Source organism: Streptomyces sp. NPDC050842 (genome assembly GCF_044456565.1).
Classification (GTDB): Bacteria; Actinomycetota; Actinomycetes; order Streptomycetales; family Streptomycetaceae; genus Streptomyces.
Window position 1 is genome coordinate 406,348 of sequence record NZ_JBITGA010000003.1, and the last position, 14,724, is coordinate 421,071.

General features: G+C 69.7%; 14 protein-coding genes and 2 tRNA genes. 9 read left to right on the plus strand and 7 right to left on the minus strand.

Annotation, left to right across the window (positions count from 1 at the left end; translation table 11 throughout):
* The first annotated feature begins 11 nt into the window (after positions 1-11).
* Entirely contained in the window at positions 12-644 is a 633-nt protein-coding gene (locus ACIBG6_RS11030) for a DsbA family protein (protein WP_399222272.1), read from the plus strand.
* Between the two features lie 125 nt (positions 645-769).
* Here ACIBG6_RS11030 and ACIBG6_RS11035 read toward each other — a convergent pair whose 3' ends face one another.
* The 3 genes from ACIBG6_RS11035 to ACIBG6_RS11045 form a co-directional block, all read right to left on the minus strand.
* Positions 770-1,414, minus strand: coding sequence for a superoxide dismutase (locus tag ACIBG6_RS11035; RefSeq protein WP_399222273.1), 645 nt, complete (start codon positions 1,412-1,414; stop codon positions 770-772).
* 184 nt (positions 1,415-1,598) lie between these two features.
* Entirely contained in the window at positions 1,599-3,017 is a 1,419-nt protein-coding gene (locus tag ACIBG6_RS11040; protein ID WP_399222274.1) for an amino acid permease, read from the minus strand.
* A 116-nt stretch (positions 3,018-3,133) separates the two neighbouring features.
* Complete coding sequence (locus tag ACIBG6_RS11045; protein ID WP_399222276.1) at positions 3,134-4,507, minus strand: amino acid permease; 1,374 nt, start codon at positions 4,505-4,507, stop codon at positions 3,134-3,136.
* A gap of 253 nt (positions 4,508-4,760) precedes the next feature.
* Between ACIBG6_RS11045 and ACIBG6_RS11050 the strand changes: the two genes are divergently transcribed.
* Entirely contained in the window at positions 4,761-5,354 is a 594-nt protein-coding gene (locus tag ACIBG6_RS11050) for a biotin transporter BioY (RefSeq protein WP_024755533.1), read from the plus strand.
* An 84-nt stretch (positions 5,355-5,438) separates the two neighbouring features.
* Here the strand turns inward: ACIBG6_RS11050 and ACIBG6_RS11055 are convergent, their stop codons facing one another.
* Positions 5,439-6,878: an amino acid permease gene (locus tag ACIBG6_RS11055; RefSeq protein ID WP_399222277.1), complete on the minus strand. Its 1,440-nt coding sequence runs from the start codon at positions 6,876-6,878 to the stop codon at positions 5,439-5,441.
* Positions 6,879-7,074: 196 nt separating this feature from the next.
* Here ACIBG6_RS11055 and ACIBG6_RS11060 point away from each other — a divergent pair, with 196 nt between their 5' ends.
* Together ACIBG6_RS11060 and ACIBG6_RS11065 are read left to right on the plus strand one after the other, a co-directional pair.
* Positions 7,075-7,569 (plus strand): ribose-5-phosphate isomerase, encoded by a 495-nt coding sequence (locus tag ACIBG6_RS11060; RefSeq protein WP_399222278.1) that lies wholly within the window; start codon positions 7,075-7,077, stop codon positions 7,567-7,569.
* On the plus strand, positions 7,569-8,378 hold the full coding sequence (locus ACIBG6_RS11065; protein WP_399222279.1) for an Fpg/Nei family DNA glycosylase: 810 nt from the start codon (positions 7,569-7,571) through the stop codon (positions 8,376-8,378). Before ACIBG6_RS11060 ends, ACIBG6_RS11065 begins: the two co-directional genes overlap by 1 nt.
* Positions 8,379-8,547: 169 nt before the next feature.
* Here the strand turns inward: ACIBG6_RS11065 and ACIBG6_RS11070 are convergent, their stop codons facing one another.
* On the minus strand, positions 8,548-9,777 hold the full coding sequence (locus ACIBG6_RS11070) for a GNAT family N-acetyltransferase (protein ID WP_399222280.1): 1,230 nt from the start codon (positions 9,775-9,777) through the stop codon (positions 8,548-8,550).
* Between the two features lie 106 nt (positions 9,778-9,883).
* Here ACIBG6_RS11070 and ACIBG6_RS11075 point away from each other — a divergent pair, with 106 nt between their 5' ends.
* Positions 9,884-11,029, plus strand: a complete 1,146-nt coding sequence (locus ACIBG6_RS11075) for a PP2C family protein-serine/threonine phosphatase (RefSeq protein ID WP_399222281.1) — start codon at positions 9,884-9,886, stop codon at positions 11,027-11,029.
* 154 nt (positions 11,030-11,183) lie between these two features.
* Positions 11,184-11,378, plus strand: a complete 195-nt coding sequence (locus ACIBG6_RS11080; RefSeq protein ID WP_024755527.1) for a hypothetical protein — start codon at positions 11,184-11,186, stop codon at positions 11,376-11,378.
* A 24-nt stretch (positions 11,379-11,402) separates the two neighbouring features.
* On the opposite strand, the gene ACIBG6_RS11085 is transcribed toward ACIBG6_RS11080, so the two are convergent.
* Together ACIBG6_RS11085 and ACIBG6_RS11090 are read right to left on the minus strand one after the other, a co-directional pair.
* Positions 11,403-11,864: an amphi-Trp domain-containing protein gene (locus tag ACIBG6_RS11085; protein ID WP_399222282.1), complete on the minus strand. Its 462-nt coding sequence runs from the start codon at positions 11,862-11,864 to the stop codon at positions 11,403-11,405.
* A gap of 131 nt (positions 11,865-11,995) precedes the next feature.
* Positions 11,996-12,069: transfer RNA gene (locus ACIBG6_RS11090), tRNA-Gly, on the minus strand.
* Between the two features lie 133 nt (positions 12,070-12,202).
* Between ACIBG6_RS11090 and ACIBG6_RS11095 the strand changes: the two genes are divergently transcribed.
* The 3 genes from ACIBG6_RS11095 (at position 12,203) to ACIBG6_RS11105 (ending at position 14,698) form a co-directional block, all read left to right on the plus strand.
* Positions 12,203-12,279 (plus strand) — tRNA-Pro (locus ACIBG6_RS11095).
* A 173-nt stretch (positions 12,280-12,452) separates the two neighbouring features.
* Positions 12,453-13,838, plus strand: coding sequence for a trigger factor (gene tig / locus ACIBG6_RS11100; protein WP_399222283.1), 1,386 nt, complete (start codon positions 12,453-12,455; stop codon positions 13,836-13,838).
* A gap of 242 nt (positions 13,839-14,080) precedes the next feature.
* Positions 14,081-14,698, plus strand: a complete 618-nt coding sequence (locus tag ACIBG6_RS11105) for an ATP-dependent Clp protease proteolytic subunit (protein ID WP_329623462.1) — start codon at positions 14,081-14,083, stop codon at positions 14,696-14,698.
* The last annotated feature ends 26 nt before the right edge of the window (positions 14,699-14,724 follow it).

Genomic DNA, 14,724 nt, shown 5'->3' on the forward strand with positions numbered 1-14,724 from the left:
CGAGGAGTGACATGTCCGAGACCAGGACCACCGCAGACTTCTACTTCGACCCGATGTGCCCGTGGGCCTGGATGACCTCCCGCTGGATGCTGGAGGTGGAGCAGGTGCGCCCGGTCGACGTGCGCTGGAAGGTCATGAGCCTGGCCGTGCTCAACGAGAACCGGCTCGACGAGCTCCCGGCCGAGTACCGCGAGCTGCTGACCCAGGCCTGGGGCCCGGTCCGCGTCGTCGTCGCCGCCCAGCAGCTGCACGGCGACGAGGTCGTCGGCAAGCTCTACACGGCGCTCGGCACCCGCTTCCACAACAACGGCGAGGGCGCGACCCGTGAGGCGATCGTCGGCGCGCTGACGGACGTCGGCCTGCCGGAGGACCTGGTCGAGTACGCCGACAAGGACACCTACGACGCCGAGCTGCGCGCCTCCCACACGGAGGGCATAGAGAAGGTCGGTCAGGACGTCGGCACCCCGGTCATCGCGGTGCCGGGCCCGACGGGCGACGAGGTCGCCTTCTTCGGCCCGGTCGTCACCCCGACCCCGCGCGGCGACGCGGCGGCCCGGCTGTGGGACGGCACGCTGCTCGTGGCGTCGACGCCGGGCTTCTACGAGATCAAGCGCACCCGGACGGCGGCGCCCAGCTTCGAGTAGTGCCCCGGAACGGAAGGACCCCCGCGATTCCTGTCATCGCGGGGGTCCTTCTTTCATCCGCCTGCGGCGTGAAGGTTGAGAAGACGATCACGAGCAGGACGACGGGGTGCCCTTTCGGGCGCCGATCAGAAGGAGATCAGCGGGACCGAGGCCTTGGCGGCCTGGTAGCGCTTGCTCACGTCCTGCCAGTTGACGACCTGCCACATGGCCTCGATGAAGTCCACCTTCTGGTTCTTGTACTGCAGGTAGAAGGCGTGCTCCCAGGCGTCGAAGACGAGGACCGGGACCGAGCCCTGGCCGACGTTCCCCTGGTGGTCGTAGACCTGCTCGACGATGAGCCGGCCGCTGATCGGCTCGTACGCGAGGACACCCCAGCCGGAGCCCTGGGTGGTCGCGGAGGACTTCGTCAGCTGGGCCTTGAACTTGGCGAAGGACCCGAAGGACTCGGTGATCGCGTCCGCGAGGTCACCGACGCCGTCGGCGGCCAGCGGCTCGCCGCCGCCCCCGTCCTTCGGGCTGTTCATGTTGTTCCAGTAGATGGAGTGGAGGATGTGGCCGGAGAGGTGGAACGCGAGGTTCTTCTCCAGGCCCGTGATCGAGCCCCACTGGTCCTTGTCGCGGGCCTCCTCCAGCTGCTCCAGGGTGTCGTTCGCGCCCTTGACGTACGCGGCGTGGTGCTTGTCGTGGTGCAGCTCGATGATCTGCGGATTGATCACCGGCTCCAGCGCCGCGTAGTCGTACGGCAGCTCCGGAAGTGTGTAGATCGCCATGTGCCCGGCCCCTTCAATGGCTCCTGCTTATTGCAACCTATGCGCAAGTGCAGGCTAACAGTAGGTGCGCGAGATGTTGATCAGCCCTTCGCCCTAGGTCCGGGGGCCCGGCCCCTCGTTCCACACACGGCGAAACCCCCGAACCGGAAGGCGGTTCGGGGGTTTCGGGACGAGGTGGTACGGATCAGGAAGTGCGGCCCGCCGCCGCCTTCTGGCGTACGAAGCCGACGGCGGCGAGCAGCAGCGTCAGCCCGCCCGTCCAGTACAGCTGCACGCGCGTGCCCTCCTCGCGGGCCATCAGGACGAAGATCGCCGCCATGCCGGCCAGCGCCACCCAGGTCAGCACCGGGAAGGCCCACATCCGCACGACAAGCTTCTCCGGCTCCTCGCGCTCGGTGCGGCGGCGCAGCACCAGCTGGGAGGCGGCGATGAAGAACCAGACGACCAGGATGATCGCGCCGATGGTGTTGAGCAGCCAGATGAAGATGTCGTCCGGCCGCCAGTAGCTCAACAGCACACAGCCGAAGCCGAAGACGGAGGAGACGAGCACGGCCGGGCGCGGAACGCCGCCGGAGAGCTTGCCGAGCGCCTTCGGGCCCTGGCCGCGCGCCACGAGCGAACCGGCCATGCGCGAGGCGCCGTAGATGTTGGCGTTCATCGCGGAGAGCAGGGCGACCAGCACGACCACGTTCATGATCTGGCCGGCCGCCGGGATGCCCAGGTGGTCGAGGGTGGCGACGTACGGGCCCTTCTCCACGACCGCCTTGTCGTCCCACGGGACGAGGGTGACGATGACCGCCATCGAGCCGATGTAGAAGAGCGCGATCCGCCACATCGCCGTACGGACGGCCTTGGCGACGCCCTGCACCGGGTGCTCGGACTCGGCGGCCGCGATGGTGACCGTCTCCAGGCCTCCGTACGCGAAGACGGAGGCGAGCAGGCCGACGATCAGCCCCTCGGAGCCGTTGGGGAAGAAGCCGCCGTCACCGGTGAGGTTCGTGGTGCCGGGCGCGGGGGCGTCCGAGCCGGGCAGGAGGCCGGTGATGGCGAGCACGCCGATGCCGAGGAAGAGGACGATCGCGCCGACCTTCAGCGCGGCGAACCAGAACTCGAACTCGCCGAAGTTCTTCACCGCCGCCAGGTTGGTGGCGCAGAAGACCACCATGAAGAGCGCGACCCAGGCCCACTCGGGGCTGCCCGGGAACCAGCCGGTCATGATCTTCGCCGCGCCGATGCCCTCCAGGCCGACGGCGACACAGAGCAGGAACCAGAAGGCCCAGCCCGAGGTGAAACCCGCCCAGGAGCCGAAGGCGCGCTCGGCGTGGACGGAGAAGGAGCCGGAGGCCGGGTTCGCCGCCGACATCTCGCCGAGCATGCGCATCACGAGCATGACGAGGATGCCCGATAGGGCGTAGGCGATCACGATCGAGGGACCGGCGGCGGCGATGCCGGCGCCGGAGCCGACGAAGAGTCCGGCGCCGATGACGCCGCCGAGGGCGATCATCGAGAGGTGGCGCTGCTTGAGGCCGTGCGTGAGGCCCTCGGCGGGTGCGGTCGCGCCGTCCTTGCGGTCGGCCGGCGCGGGCGCGGTGGTCCGAGACATGGGCGAGCCCTGTTCACTAGCTGAGACGGGGAGGGAGCCCACAGTCTGGGTGGGCGCACCGCTCAGAGGGAACCGATGTCCGCTATACGGTCACGACCTTCACACAAAGTGAAGGTTCATGCCCGGTTCGTACGCAGCTCCCGTACCCACGCGATCAGCAGCACCAGCCCGGTCGCCGCCGCCGACCACAGCACCTGCGGACGCGCCGCGTCGTCGTTGAGCATCAAGACGAGCACCCCCGCCATCGCGGCCAGCGCCACCCACGTCAGCCACGGGAAGCCCCACATCCGCAGCGTCAGCGTCTCCGGCGCCTCGCGCTCGATCCGGCGCCGCAGCTTCAGCTGCGAGACCGCGATCAGGGCCCAGACGAACAGCAGCACCGCGCCGACCGCGTTGAGCATGTAGAGGAAGACGGAGTCCGGCCACTTCAGATTGAGGAGTACGGAGACGAAGCCGAAGGCCACCGAGGCGAGCACCGCCCGGCGCGGCACCCCGCCGGCCGAGACCCGGAGCAGCCCCTTCGGCGCCTCCCCGCGCTCCGCGAGCGAGAACACCATCCGGGACGACCCGTACAGGTTGGCGTTGAGCGCCGAGAGCAGCGCCACGAACACCACCACGTTCATGATCTGGCCCGCCGCCGGCACCCCGATCGCGTCCAGGACCGCCACGTACGGCGACTGGCCCGGCTCCATCGACGTCCACGGCAGCAGCGTCACGATGACCAGCATCGACCCCACGTAGAAGAGGAGGATCCGCCACACCGCGCTCCGCACCGCTCGCGCCACGTTCCGCGCCGGGTCGGCCGACTCGGCCGCCGCGATCGTGACGACCTCCAGGCCGCCGAAGGCGAAGATCACGGCGAGCACGCCGGAGACGACACCCTCCCAGCCGTTCGGCAGGAAACCGCCCTGACCGGTCAGATTGGCCATGCCTACCGGATCAGTGTCCGGGAGCCAGCCGACGATCGCGAGGGTGCCGAGGATCAGGAAGAGCACGATCGCGCCGACCTTCAGCGCGGCGAACCAGAACTCGAACTCGCCGAAGTTCTTCACCGCCGCCAGGTTGGCCAGGGTGAAGACGACCATGAAGATCAGCACCCAGCCCCACTGCGGGACCCCCGGCGCCCAGCCGTTCGCGATCCGCGCCGCTCCCGTCGCCTCCACCGCGAGGACGACGACCAGCAGGAACCAGTACAGCCAGCCCACCGAGAAACCCGCCCAGCGCCCGAGGGCCCGCTCGGCGTGGACCGAGAACGCCCCGGAGGCGGGCATCGCCGCCGACATCTCGCCCAGTATCCGCATGACGAGCATCGCGAGCGCGCCCGCGATCAGGTACGAGACCACGATGCCGGGACCGGCGACCGCGATGCCCGCGCCCGAACCGACGAAGAGTCCGGCACCGATCACCCCGCCGAGCCCCAGCATCGTCAGGTGACGCTGCTTCAGACCGTGGGAGAGGGGCTCCGGTTCGGTGGCGAGGGAGTCGTGCATGTGGGGGCTCGTGCTCTCTGACGGTTTATGGAGACTCCACAGTCTCTCCAGTGAAGGTCCCTTGGCGCAAAAGGGACCTCCCTGCACGAGTTCCCAGTGACAAGCGTCACGTGGCGCGAGGTGTGATCGGCGGGGTTTGTTCGATCTCCACGAAGGGCTCGACCGCCGCTTTGTGGGCGGCTGACGGTGATCGGACGCTCACACCTGGCATAGCGTCAACGTGTCCCACCCACCCTCACCCCGCGGAGTACCGATGAGCACCGCCGCCGCCCCCGTCCGTTCCCTCCGTGCGGGCACCGTCCTCGCCGACCTGCTCCCGGCGAGCCGCGCCCGGGACATCGCCCTGGTCGTCGGCGGCGCCGCCCTGACCGGCCTCGCCGCGCAGATCTCCGTCCCGGTCCCCGGCTCCCCGGTCCCGGTCTCCGGCCAGACCTTCGCCGCCCTGCTCGTCGGCACCGCGCTCGGCGCCCGCCGCGGCTTCCTGGCCCTCGCCGCGTACGCCGTGGCGGGCATGGCGGGCGTGCCGTGGTTCGCGCAGGCCACCTCCGGCTACGGCATGCCGTCCTTCGGCTACATCCTCGGCATGATGCTCGCCGCGACCGTCGTCGGCGCCCTCGCCCGCCGCGGCGCCGACCGCTCGGTGCTCCGCACGGCCGGTGCGATGGCCCTCGGCTCCGCGATCATCTACGCGGTCGGCGTGCCCTACCTGGCGCTCGCCACCGGCATGACCTTCGGCCAGGCCGTCGCCGCGGGCCTCACCCCGTTCCTCATCGGCGACGCCCTCAAGGCCGCGCTCGCCATGGGCGCCCTGCCGGCCGCCTGGAAGCTCGTCGGCCGCAAGGGCTGAGCACGTCGAGGTACGCGAGAGGGCCCGTCGTTCCGGGGGAACGACGGGCCCTCTCGTCTGCGGACGACTTCGTACGCGTACGGACTACGGGCGCTCGGCCGGCGCCTTCGCCCGCCACTGCCGGACCAGCGCGATGGCGATCACGAGCGCGGCCACGAGGAGCGAGAGCACGACCTGCTCACGCGCGCTGCCGCCGTCGTACAGCATGTAGCCGAGGACGAAGACGATCATGCCGATCGTCGCCCAGGTCAGGTACGGGAAGAGCCACATCTTCACGACCAGCTTCTCCGGCGTCTCCCGCAGGATGATGCCGCGCATCTTCAGCTGGGTCACGCAGATGACCAGCCAGACGAAGAGCGCGACCGCGCCGGAGGAGTTCAGCAGGAAGGCGAAGACGGTGTCCGGCCACTTGTAGTTGAAGAAGACCGCGACGAAGCCGAAGACGACCGAGCCGAGGATCGCAGCCGTGGGCACGCCCCGCTTGTTGCCCTTGGCGAAGGCCTTCGGCGCGTCGCCGCGCTGACCGAGCGAGAACGCCATGCGGGACGCGGTGTAGAGACCCGAGTTCAGGCAGGACAGGACGGCCGTCAGGACGATCACGTTCATGATCTGGCCGGCGTTCGCGATGCCGATGGAGTCGAGGGCGGCGACGTACGAGCCCTTCTCGACGATCGACTTGTCGTTCCACGGCAGCAGGGCGAGGACGACGAAGATCGAGCCCAGGTAGAAGACGCCGATCCGCCAGATCACGCTGTTGGTGGCCTTGGTGACGGCCTTCTGCGGGTCCTCGGACTCACCGGCGGCGAGGGTGACGATCTCGCTGCCCATGAAGGAGAAGACGACCATCAGCACACCGGTGAGGACCGCGCCCGCGCCCATCGGGAAGAAGCCCCCGGTGTCGGTGAGGTGCGCGAATCCTGTGCCCGGGTTGTCCGAGCCGGGCAGCACGCCGAAGACCGCGAGCATGCCGATGAGGACGAAGGCGCTGATGGCCACGACCTTGATGCCCGCGAACCAGAACTCGAACTCGCCGTACGAGGCGACCGAGCCGAGGTTGGTGATGGTGAGCACCACCATCACGATGAGCGCCCATCCCCACTGCGGTACGGCCGGGATCCAGCCCTCCAGGATCTTGGCGCCCGCGGTCGCCTCGACGGCGAGGACGACGACCCAGAAGAACCAGTACAGCCAGCCGATGCTGAAGCCGGCCCAGCGGCCGAGGGCCCGGTCGGCGTAGGCGGAGAAGGAGCCGGAGGACGGCCGGGCGGCGGCCATCTCGCCGAGCATCCGCATCACGAAGACGACCATGGCGCCGACGAGGAAGTAGGACAGCAGGATCGCGGGGCCGGCTGCGGCGATGCCGGAGCCGGAGCCGACGAAGAGGCCTGCGCCGATCACGCCACCGATGGCGATCATGGAGAGATGACGGTTCTTGAGCCCGGCCTTGAGACCGTCGGAGGACTGCGGAACGTCGGTCGTACCGGCCGTTCCGCCTTCCTTCTCCAGGGTCGGCTGCGTGTTCATGAACGCTTCCTAACGTGTGGGGGACGCTCGGGTCGCGAGCCCGAGCATTGAACCCTGTGGAAGGGGGTGATCGGAAGACTTCATTCCGGATAGTTGTGAGGACCACTCCGCGAGAGGCGAAGGTCCATACCAGGTCGGGTGAACGTCCCGACCCCGCTGACCGCTACCCGGCCTCTGACATGCCACACTCGGCACCATGCGCGTCTACATCGGTTCCGACCACGCCGGCTACGAACTCAAGAACCACCTCGTCGAGTGGCTCACGGCACACGGCCACGAGGCTGTCGACTGCGGTCCGCACATCTACGACGCCCTCGACGACTACCCGCCGTTCTGCCTGCGCGCCGCCGAGAAGACGGCCGCGGACGCGGACAGCCTGGGCATCGTCATCGGCGGCTCCGGCAACGGCGAGCAGATCGCCGCGAACAAGGTGAAGGGGGTGCGCGCCGCCCTCGCCTGGAGCGAGCAGACCGCCGCCCTCGGCCGCGAGCACAACAACGCCAACGTGATCTCCGTCGGTGGCCGGATGCACACCCAGGAAGAGGCGACGAAGTTCGTCGAGATCTTCCTGAGCACGCCGTACTCGGGTGACGAGCGTCACACCCGCCGGATCGACATGCTCACCGCGTACGAGAACACCGGCGAGCTCCCCCCGATCCCGGCCCACCACCCGCAGGGCCCCGCTGCCTGATGCCTGAAGGGCACACCATCCACCGGCTGGCCGCCGACCACCGCGAGCGGTTCGGCGGCCGGCCCGTGCGCGTCTCCAGCCCCCAGGGCAAGTTCGCCGACTCGGCGGCCCTGCTCGACGGGAGCGTCCTGGAGACCACCGAGGCCCACGGCAAGCACCTCTTCCTCGCCTTCGAGGACAGGGAATGGGTCCACATCCACCTCGGCCTCTTCGGCAAGGTGAACTTCGGCGCCGCGCCCGTCCCGCCGCCCACGGACACGGTCCGGATGCGGATCGCCGACACGGACGGGTACGTCGACCTCCGCGGCCCGACGACCTGCGCGTACATCACGAACGCCGAGAAGCAGGCGATACACGACCGCCTCGGCCCCGACCCGCTCCGGCCCGGCGACGATCCCGGCAAGGCCTGGCGCCGGATCTCGAAGTCCCGCACCACGATCGCGGCCCTGCTCCTGGACCAGAAGGTCATCGCGGGCGTCGGCAACGTCTACCGCGCCGAGGTCCTCTTCCGGCACGGCATCGACCCCTACCGCGCGGGCAAGGACCTGACCGCGCGCGAGTGGGACGCGATCTGGACCGACCTCGCCGCACTGATGCGCGAAGGCGTCCGCCTCAACCGCATCGACACCGTCCGCCCCGAGCACACGCCCGAGGCGATGGGCCGCCCGCCGCGCGTCGACGACCACGGCGGCGAGGTATACGTCTACCGCCGCACGCACCAGCCCTGCCACATCTGCGGCGACGAGATCCGCACCGCCGCCCTCGCCGCCCGCAACCTCTTCTGGTGCCCGCGCTGCCAGACCCGCTAGGCCCTGTCCGGCGGATCATGGCCGGGGCCGCGACGCCTGGCACGGCACCTCGCCGCGTTACCGAAACGCCCACATAGCTCCGCTATGAGGACGCTCCGGCGCCTTGCGATGCACCGCACCAGACGCCGCGGCCTATCCGACCCTGATCCGCCGGACAGGGCCGAGCCGTCTAGAACCCGTGCGGCAGCCAGGGCGCCGCCGGCGACCCGAAGGCCACCGACGCCTCCACCAGCGCCCCTTCCCTCAGCTCCCGCACGCGCCCCGCCGCCGCGAGTGACATCAGCGAGGGCCCGCCCAAGTACGCCGTGCCCAGCTCCCGTACGGACAGTTCGAGGTCCGCCGGATCCGAGGTCCGGACGCACGTCGCTCCCTTCGTGTCACCCGTCAGCCGCCAACGCCCCTCGTTCCAGGGGCAGAACGCGTCCTCGACCTCGAACACCACGTCCACCGGCGTCTGGTACGTCCGCTCCTCCAGGGCCGCGCCCACCTCCACCAGGCGCACGTGCAGCGCGTCCCGCAGCTTCGGGGCGCAGCGCCGGATGTCGCTCACCAGGTGCTGCCAGCCGTCGTCCACGGGCCGGCTGAGGATCCGTACCTCCCTGGTCAGGTCCACCGAGCAGAGGAACCGCCACAGCGCCGCCTCCGCCACCGCGTCGAGCCCCATCAGCTGATGGACCGTGACGGCCCCGTCGGCACCCGAGAAGGACCACTCCGGCTTGATCGCGTAGTGCGCGAACCCCACGACCTCCCCGGCCCGTTCGGCGAGCACGCACTGCCGCGGCGAGGAACCCTCCCGGTCGGCCGGCGGGTCGATCAGCGGCAGCCGCTCCCACTGGGGCAGCCGGGCGAGCATCCCCGGCCGCCCGGGCACCAGCTTCGCGTACACCGCCTCGCACGCCGCGGAGGACTCCGTCAGATCGGCCCGGCGCAAGGTCACGCCGTCCGTGCCCTCCGGCACCGAGAGCCGCACCCGGGTCGTGTCGATCGTCGCCCGCGCCGTGTACGCGGCGACGCCGTAGCCGAACCGCCCGTAGATCTCCGGCTCCGAGGCCGTGAGCACCGCCACCGACTCGCCGGCGGCCCGCAGGTCGTCAAGCTGGCGCCGCATCATCGAGGTCAGGATCCCGCGCCGGCGGTGCGTCCCCGCCACGCTCACCATCGTCACCCCGCCCACCGGCACCGACGCCCCGCCCGGCACCGTGAGCCGGAACGAGAACGCGCCCGCCGTCCCCACGCACAGATCGCCGTCCCACACACCCAAGAAGCGGTCGAACTCGGTCAGATCACGCCAAAGCGCGCGCTCCTCCGGGGCCTCGGCCACACCCCCGAACGCCAGCTCAAGGACCTCGTACCAGCGATCCCACTCGGTCGGGGTGAGTACCCGCAGTTCAGTCGTCATATGCCATCGATATCAGCGGCGCGCGCCCGGGGCGACCCGATTTCACGCACATTGTCACCGGGGTACCCCTGCGCGATGTCGGACGGGGTGGATAGGGTCCAGGCCAATGGGACACCGCGCGGGAGTGAACACGTACGCGGCCCGGACGCGCAGACGCGCCCGCCGGGCCCGCATCGCGCTGCGCAGATCCGGCGTCGACTACTTCCGCGGGGACGGCTCCGACTGGCTCGCCTTCGCCGGACTCCTCCTGATGATTCCGGCCATCGCCTGCGGCACGCTCCTCGACCCGGTCTGGTGCGCGCCCGCCGCGCTCGTCCTGCCCATCGTGGCCGGCGGGCTGCTGCTGCGCCCCGCCAGCCTGCTCGGCCTGTACGCGGCCGCCGCCGGCGCCCTCATCGTCGAGTCCGTCGTCCTCGGCCCGTACACCCAGGGCCCCGCCCGGGTCACCCCCGGCACCGTCCTCACCGTCGCCGCCTGCGGGCTCTTCGGACTCCTCATCGCCCAGTTCCGCGCCCGGGTCGGCGTCCCCTGGCGGCGCGGCGGCACCATGCTCTTCGACCTGCGCGAACGCATCCGCGTACAGAGCGCCCTGCCCCGGCTCCCGCAGGGCTGGCACCGCGAGATGGCGCTCCGCCCGGCCGGCGGCCAGTCCTTCTCGGGCGACTTCGTCGTCGCCGCCCGCACCCACGGCGGCCGCACCCTGGAGGTCGTCCTCACCGACGTCTCCGGCAAGGGCATGGACGCGGCCTCCCGCTCCCTGCTGCTCTCCGGCGCCTTCGGCGGTCTCCTCGGCTCGCTCCCGCCGCACGGCTTCCTCCCCGCGGCCAACGGCTACCTGCTCCGCCAGAACTGGGACGAGGGCTTCGCCACCTCCGTCCACCTCGTCCTCGACCTGGACTCCGGCGACTACGAACTCTTCTCAGCCGGGCACCTGCCCGCGCTCCAGCTGCACGCGGGCAGCGGCCGCTGGGAGGAGAAGGCCGCGGACGGCCCCCTCCTCGGCGTCTACGACGGGGCCGAATTCCACCCGGTCAAGGGCTCGCTGCTGCACGGCGACGTCCTCATGCTCTTCACCGACGGCCTCGTCGAGGCCGCCGACCGGGACATCGCCGAGGGCATCGACCGCCTCACCGGCGAGGCCGACCGCTGCGTCGTCGAGGGCTTCGAGGGCGTCGCCTGGCATCTGATCGAGGCCGTCGCCAAGGACGTCAACGACGACCGGGCGCTGCTGCTGATCTCCCGCCGCACCTGACCGGCCACCTCCGTGTGACGTGATCTTCTCCACGACGATTCGTCACGGCGCCACGGGGGCAGGGGAGTTGATGGCACCATGGAGACAGCGGGGGGTGGTGAGCGACGTGCGCTCCCCGGCGGCAAGGCGGGACCGACCGAGGGTGTGATCAGTTGTGGCCATTTCACTGTCTGTGGTGTTGCTGTTGGCAATCATCCTGGTGGTGCTGATCCGCGGGGGGAACCTCAAGGGCGGACCGGCCGTGATCGCGGTGCTCTTCGGCTTCTTCCTCGCCTCCACCGGCATGGCCGACGACATCCAGCGCTTCCTGGACTCGATAACGCAGACGGTCGGCTCCATCAAGTTCTGAGCCGGCGCGGGCGGGGGACCGGCGTCAGGCCGCCGACTTCCGGGACTTGGCCGCCTTCGACTTCCTGGCCGTCGTCGCGGCCTTCGCCCTGCTGTCCGCGACCGGCTTCGCAGCCGACTTCGCGGCCGGCGCCTCGGCCGGCTTCTCGGCCGTCTTCTCGGTCGGCTTCGCGGGGTGCGCGGCCGGCTTCGGCGCGGACCGCTTCGCCCCCATGTCGCCGCCAGTGACGGCGGTACTCGGCTTCGCCGCCTCCCGGGGGCCGGCCGTCGACCACTTGAGCTCGATCTCCAGCTCGATCTCCCCGTCGCCGACCTCCAGTTCCACCTCGCTGCGGAACTCGTCGGGGATGTGCAGGCTCAGCGTTCCGGCCCCCAGCTCCAGTTCGGCCTCCCCGCCCTTCCTCAGCGCGGCGGCGAGGGCGGTCAGCTGATCGGCTGCCTCGAGACGGGACACCGAGCGCTTCCGCTCGAACTTCAGGTCCTTCATCGCTACCTCCGGTACGGCGGGAGACGGGCTGAGCCCAGTCTGCGCGAGCCTGCCGGACCCGGCATCTCGCGAGCCTCCGGAAACGCCTCAGGGCCGGTCCGGGAGACTTCTCCGGACCGGCCCTGAGACCGTGGAGCGGGTGACGGGAATCGAACCCGCGTAGCTAGTTTGGAAGACTAGTGCTCTACCATTGAGCTACACCCGCACAGCATCGCGCCGCAGGTCACGAGGACCGCGGCACGAAGAGCATGGTAGCCGGTCGGGGGACCTTCGTGCACACCCCTTAAAACAGGGGGCGCCGCACCGTCCCCGTCCATGTACCCTACGTGTCGCACCGACGGGGTGTGGCGCAGCTTGGTAGCGCGTCCGCTTTGGGAGCGGAAGGCCGTGGGTTCAAATCCCGCCACCCCGACCATGACGATCACGGGTCCGATAGGCCTCGTTCTTGATCGCGTTGTGGCTGCCTCCCCGCTTGCGGTTACTATGCAAGCTGCGTGCCCGTGTGTCTTTCTGACCGGGCCGACCCGCCGGAACCGCTTTCACGCGGAGACGGTGGATTCCAGGAATCAGCCACAAGGAGACCTAACCGTGAAGAGCGCCGTGGAGACCCTGAACCCGACCCGGGTTCGGCTCACTGTCGAGGTGCCCTTCGAGGAGCTCAAGGACAGCCTCGACGCGGCGTACAAGAAGATCAACCAGCAGGTCACGGTCAAGGGCTTCCGTAAGGGCAAGATCCCGGCTCGCGTGATCGACCAGCGGTTCGGCCGCGGCGCCGTGCTGGAAGAGGCCGTCAACGACGCGCTCCCGAAGTTCTACACCGAGGCCGTCAACGAGGCCGAGGTCAACCCGCTGGGCCAGCCCGAGGTCGACATCACGGAGCTGAAGGACGGCGAACTGCTGGCCTTCACCGCCGAGGTCGACATCCGCCCGACGATCGAGATCCCGGACTACTCCGGCATCGAGGTCACCGTCGACGCGGTCGAGGTCACCGACGAGGACATCGAGAAGTCGGTGGAGCAGCTCCGCGAGCGCTTCGCCTCGACGTCCACGGTCGAGCGGGCCGCCCAGGACGGCGACGTCGTCACCATCGACCTTGAGGCCAAGGTCGACGGCGAGGTCCTCCCCGACGGTGTCGCCGACGGTGTCTCGTACACCATCGGTTCGGGCGAGCTGCTCGACGGCATCGACGAGGCCGTCAAGGGCCTGGAGGCCGGTGGCGAGGCCACCTTCACCTCGCAGCTGAAGGGCGGCTCCGCCGAGGGCAAGGACGCGGAGGTCACCGTCAAGGTCACCACCGTCGCCGCCCGTGAGCTCCCCGAGCTGGACGACGAGTTCGCGCAGATGGCGTCGGAGTTCGACACCCTCGACGAGCTCAAGGCCGACAGCCGCAAGCGCCTCGAGAACATGAAGCAGTTCGACCAGGCCACCCAGGCCCAGGAGCGCGTCCTCGACGAGCTCCTCAAGCTGGTCGAGGTCCCGATGCCCGAGAAGCTTCTCGAGGACGAGATCAACACCCGCAAGCACAACCTGGAGCACCACCAGCTCGGCCAGATGGGCATCGACCTCGCGAAGTACCTGGAGCTCCAGGGCAAGACCGAGGAAGAGTTCCTGGCGGAGACCAAGGAGCAGGCCGAGAAGGGCATCAAGACGCAGTTCATCCTCGATGAGCTCGTCAACAAGGAGAAGCTCGAGGTTTCCCGCGAGGAGCTCACCGAGCACCTCTTCCGTCGTGCCGCCTCCTCCGGCATGAGCCCCGACCAGTTCGCCCAGGCCGTGGCCCAGGGCGGCCAGGTGCCGATGCTCGTCGGCGAGGTCGCCCGCGGCAAGGCCCTCGCGGTCGTCGTCGAGGCCGCCAAGGTCGTCGACACCACGGGTGAGGTCGTCGACCTCTCCGACGACGAGGACGAGCTCGAGACCGCCGCCGAGGCCGTCGAGGCCGTCACCGGCGAGGCCGAGGTCTCCGAGGACAAGTAAGCGGCTCCGCGCCCCGGCGCGGAACCCCGCTCCACGGGCCCGTACGCACTGCTGTGCGTGCGGGCCCGTGGGCATACCGGAACCCCTTACGCGCCGCCGCGTACCTTGCGCTCCCAGCGAACAGTTCGGGAACCGGGATGGCGTTGTCCTACCTGCGCGTTAGGGTCCATGAATACGAGGGCACTGCCCTCGGAACGAGACGCTGAGACGGCCTTGGCCGTCGGAGACGAGCAGGTGGATACGTGACGAATCTGAAGCCTTACGCCGCGGGTGAGCCGTCCATCGGTGGCGGCCTCGGCGACCATGTCTACAACCGGCTGCTCGGCGAGCGGATCATCTTCCTCGGCCAGCAGGTCGACGACGAGATCGCCAACAAGATCACCGCTCAGATGCTCCTCCTGGCCGCAGACCCGGAGAAGGACATCTTCCTGTACATCAACAGCCCCGGTGGCTCGGTGACGGCCGGCATGGCCGTCTACGACACCATGCAGTACATCCCGAACGACATCGTGACCATCGGTATGGGCATGGCGGCCTCCATGGGCCAGTTCCTGCTCACCGGCGGCACCCCCGGCAAGCGCTTCGCGCTGCCGAACACCGACATCCTGATGCACCAGGGCTCCGCCGGCATCGGTGGCACGGCCTCCGACATCAAGATCCAGGCCGAGTACCTCCTTCGCACGAAGAGGCGCATGGCCGAGATCACCGCGCACCACTCCGGCCAGACCGTCGAGGCGATCATCCGCGACGGCGACCGCGACCGCTGGTTCACCGCGGACGAGGCCAAGAGCTACGGCCTCATCGACGACATCATCACGCACGCCGCGGGTGTTCCCGGCGGCGGCGGCACGGGCGCCTGAGCCCCGGCAGTCCGCTCAAGAGCCCC

What these genes read in the sequence shown, in the direction of transcription:
- ACIBG6_RS11050 (WP_024755533.1), top strand. Translation starts at nt 4,761, where the DNA reads ATGAGCACCGCCGCCGCCCCCGTCCGTTCCCTCCGTGCGGGCACCGTC.
- ACIBG6_RS11075 (WP_399222281.1), top strand. Translation starts at nt 9,884, where the DNA reads ATGGGACACCGCGCGGGAGTGAACACGTACGCGGCCCGGACGCGCAGA.
- ACIBG6_RS11040 (WP_399222274.1), bottom strand. Translation starts at nt 3,017, where the DNA reads ATGTCTCGGACCACCGCGCCCGCGCCGGCCGACCGCAAGGACGGCGCG.
- ACIBG6_RS11060 (WP_399222278.1), top strand. Translation starts at nt 7,075, where the DNA reads ATGCGCGTCTACATCGGTTCCGACCACGCCGGCTACGAACTCAAGAAC.
- ACIBG6_RS11045 (WP_399222276.1), bottom strand. Translation starts at nt 4,507, where the DNA reads ATGCACGACTCCCTCGCCACCGAACCGGAGCCCCTCTCCCACGGTCTG.
- ACIBG6_RS11065 (WP_399222279.1), top strand. Translation starts at nt 7,569, where the DNA reads ATGCCTGAAGGGCACACCATCCACCGGCTGGCCGCCGACCACCGCGAG.
- ACIBG6_RS11030 (WP_399222272.1), top strand. Translation starts at nt 12, where the DNA reads ATGTCCGAGACCAGGACCACCGCAGACTTCTACTTCGACCCGATGTGC.
- ACIBG6_RS11035 (WP_399222273.1), bottom strand. Translation starts at nt 1,414, where the DNA reads ATGGCGATCTACACACTTCCGGAGCTGCCGTACGACTACGCGGCGCTG.
- ACIBG6_RS11085 (WP_399222282.1), bottom strand. Translation starts at nt 11,864, where the DNA reads ATGAAGGACCTGAAGTTCGAGCGGAAGCGCTCGGTGTCCCGTCTCGAG.
- ACIBG6_RS11070 (WP_399222280.1), bottom strand. Translation starts at nt 9,777, where the DNA reads ATGACGACTGAACTGCGGGTACTCACCCCGACCGAGTGGGATCGCTGG.
- ACIBG6_RS11055 (WP_399222277.1), bottom strand. Translation starts at nt 6,878, where the DNA reads ATGAACACGCAGCCGACCCTGGAGAAGGAAGGCGGAACGGCCGGTACG.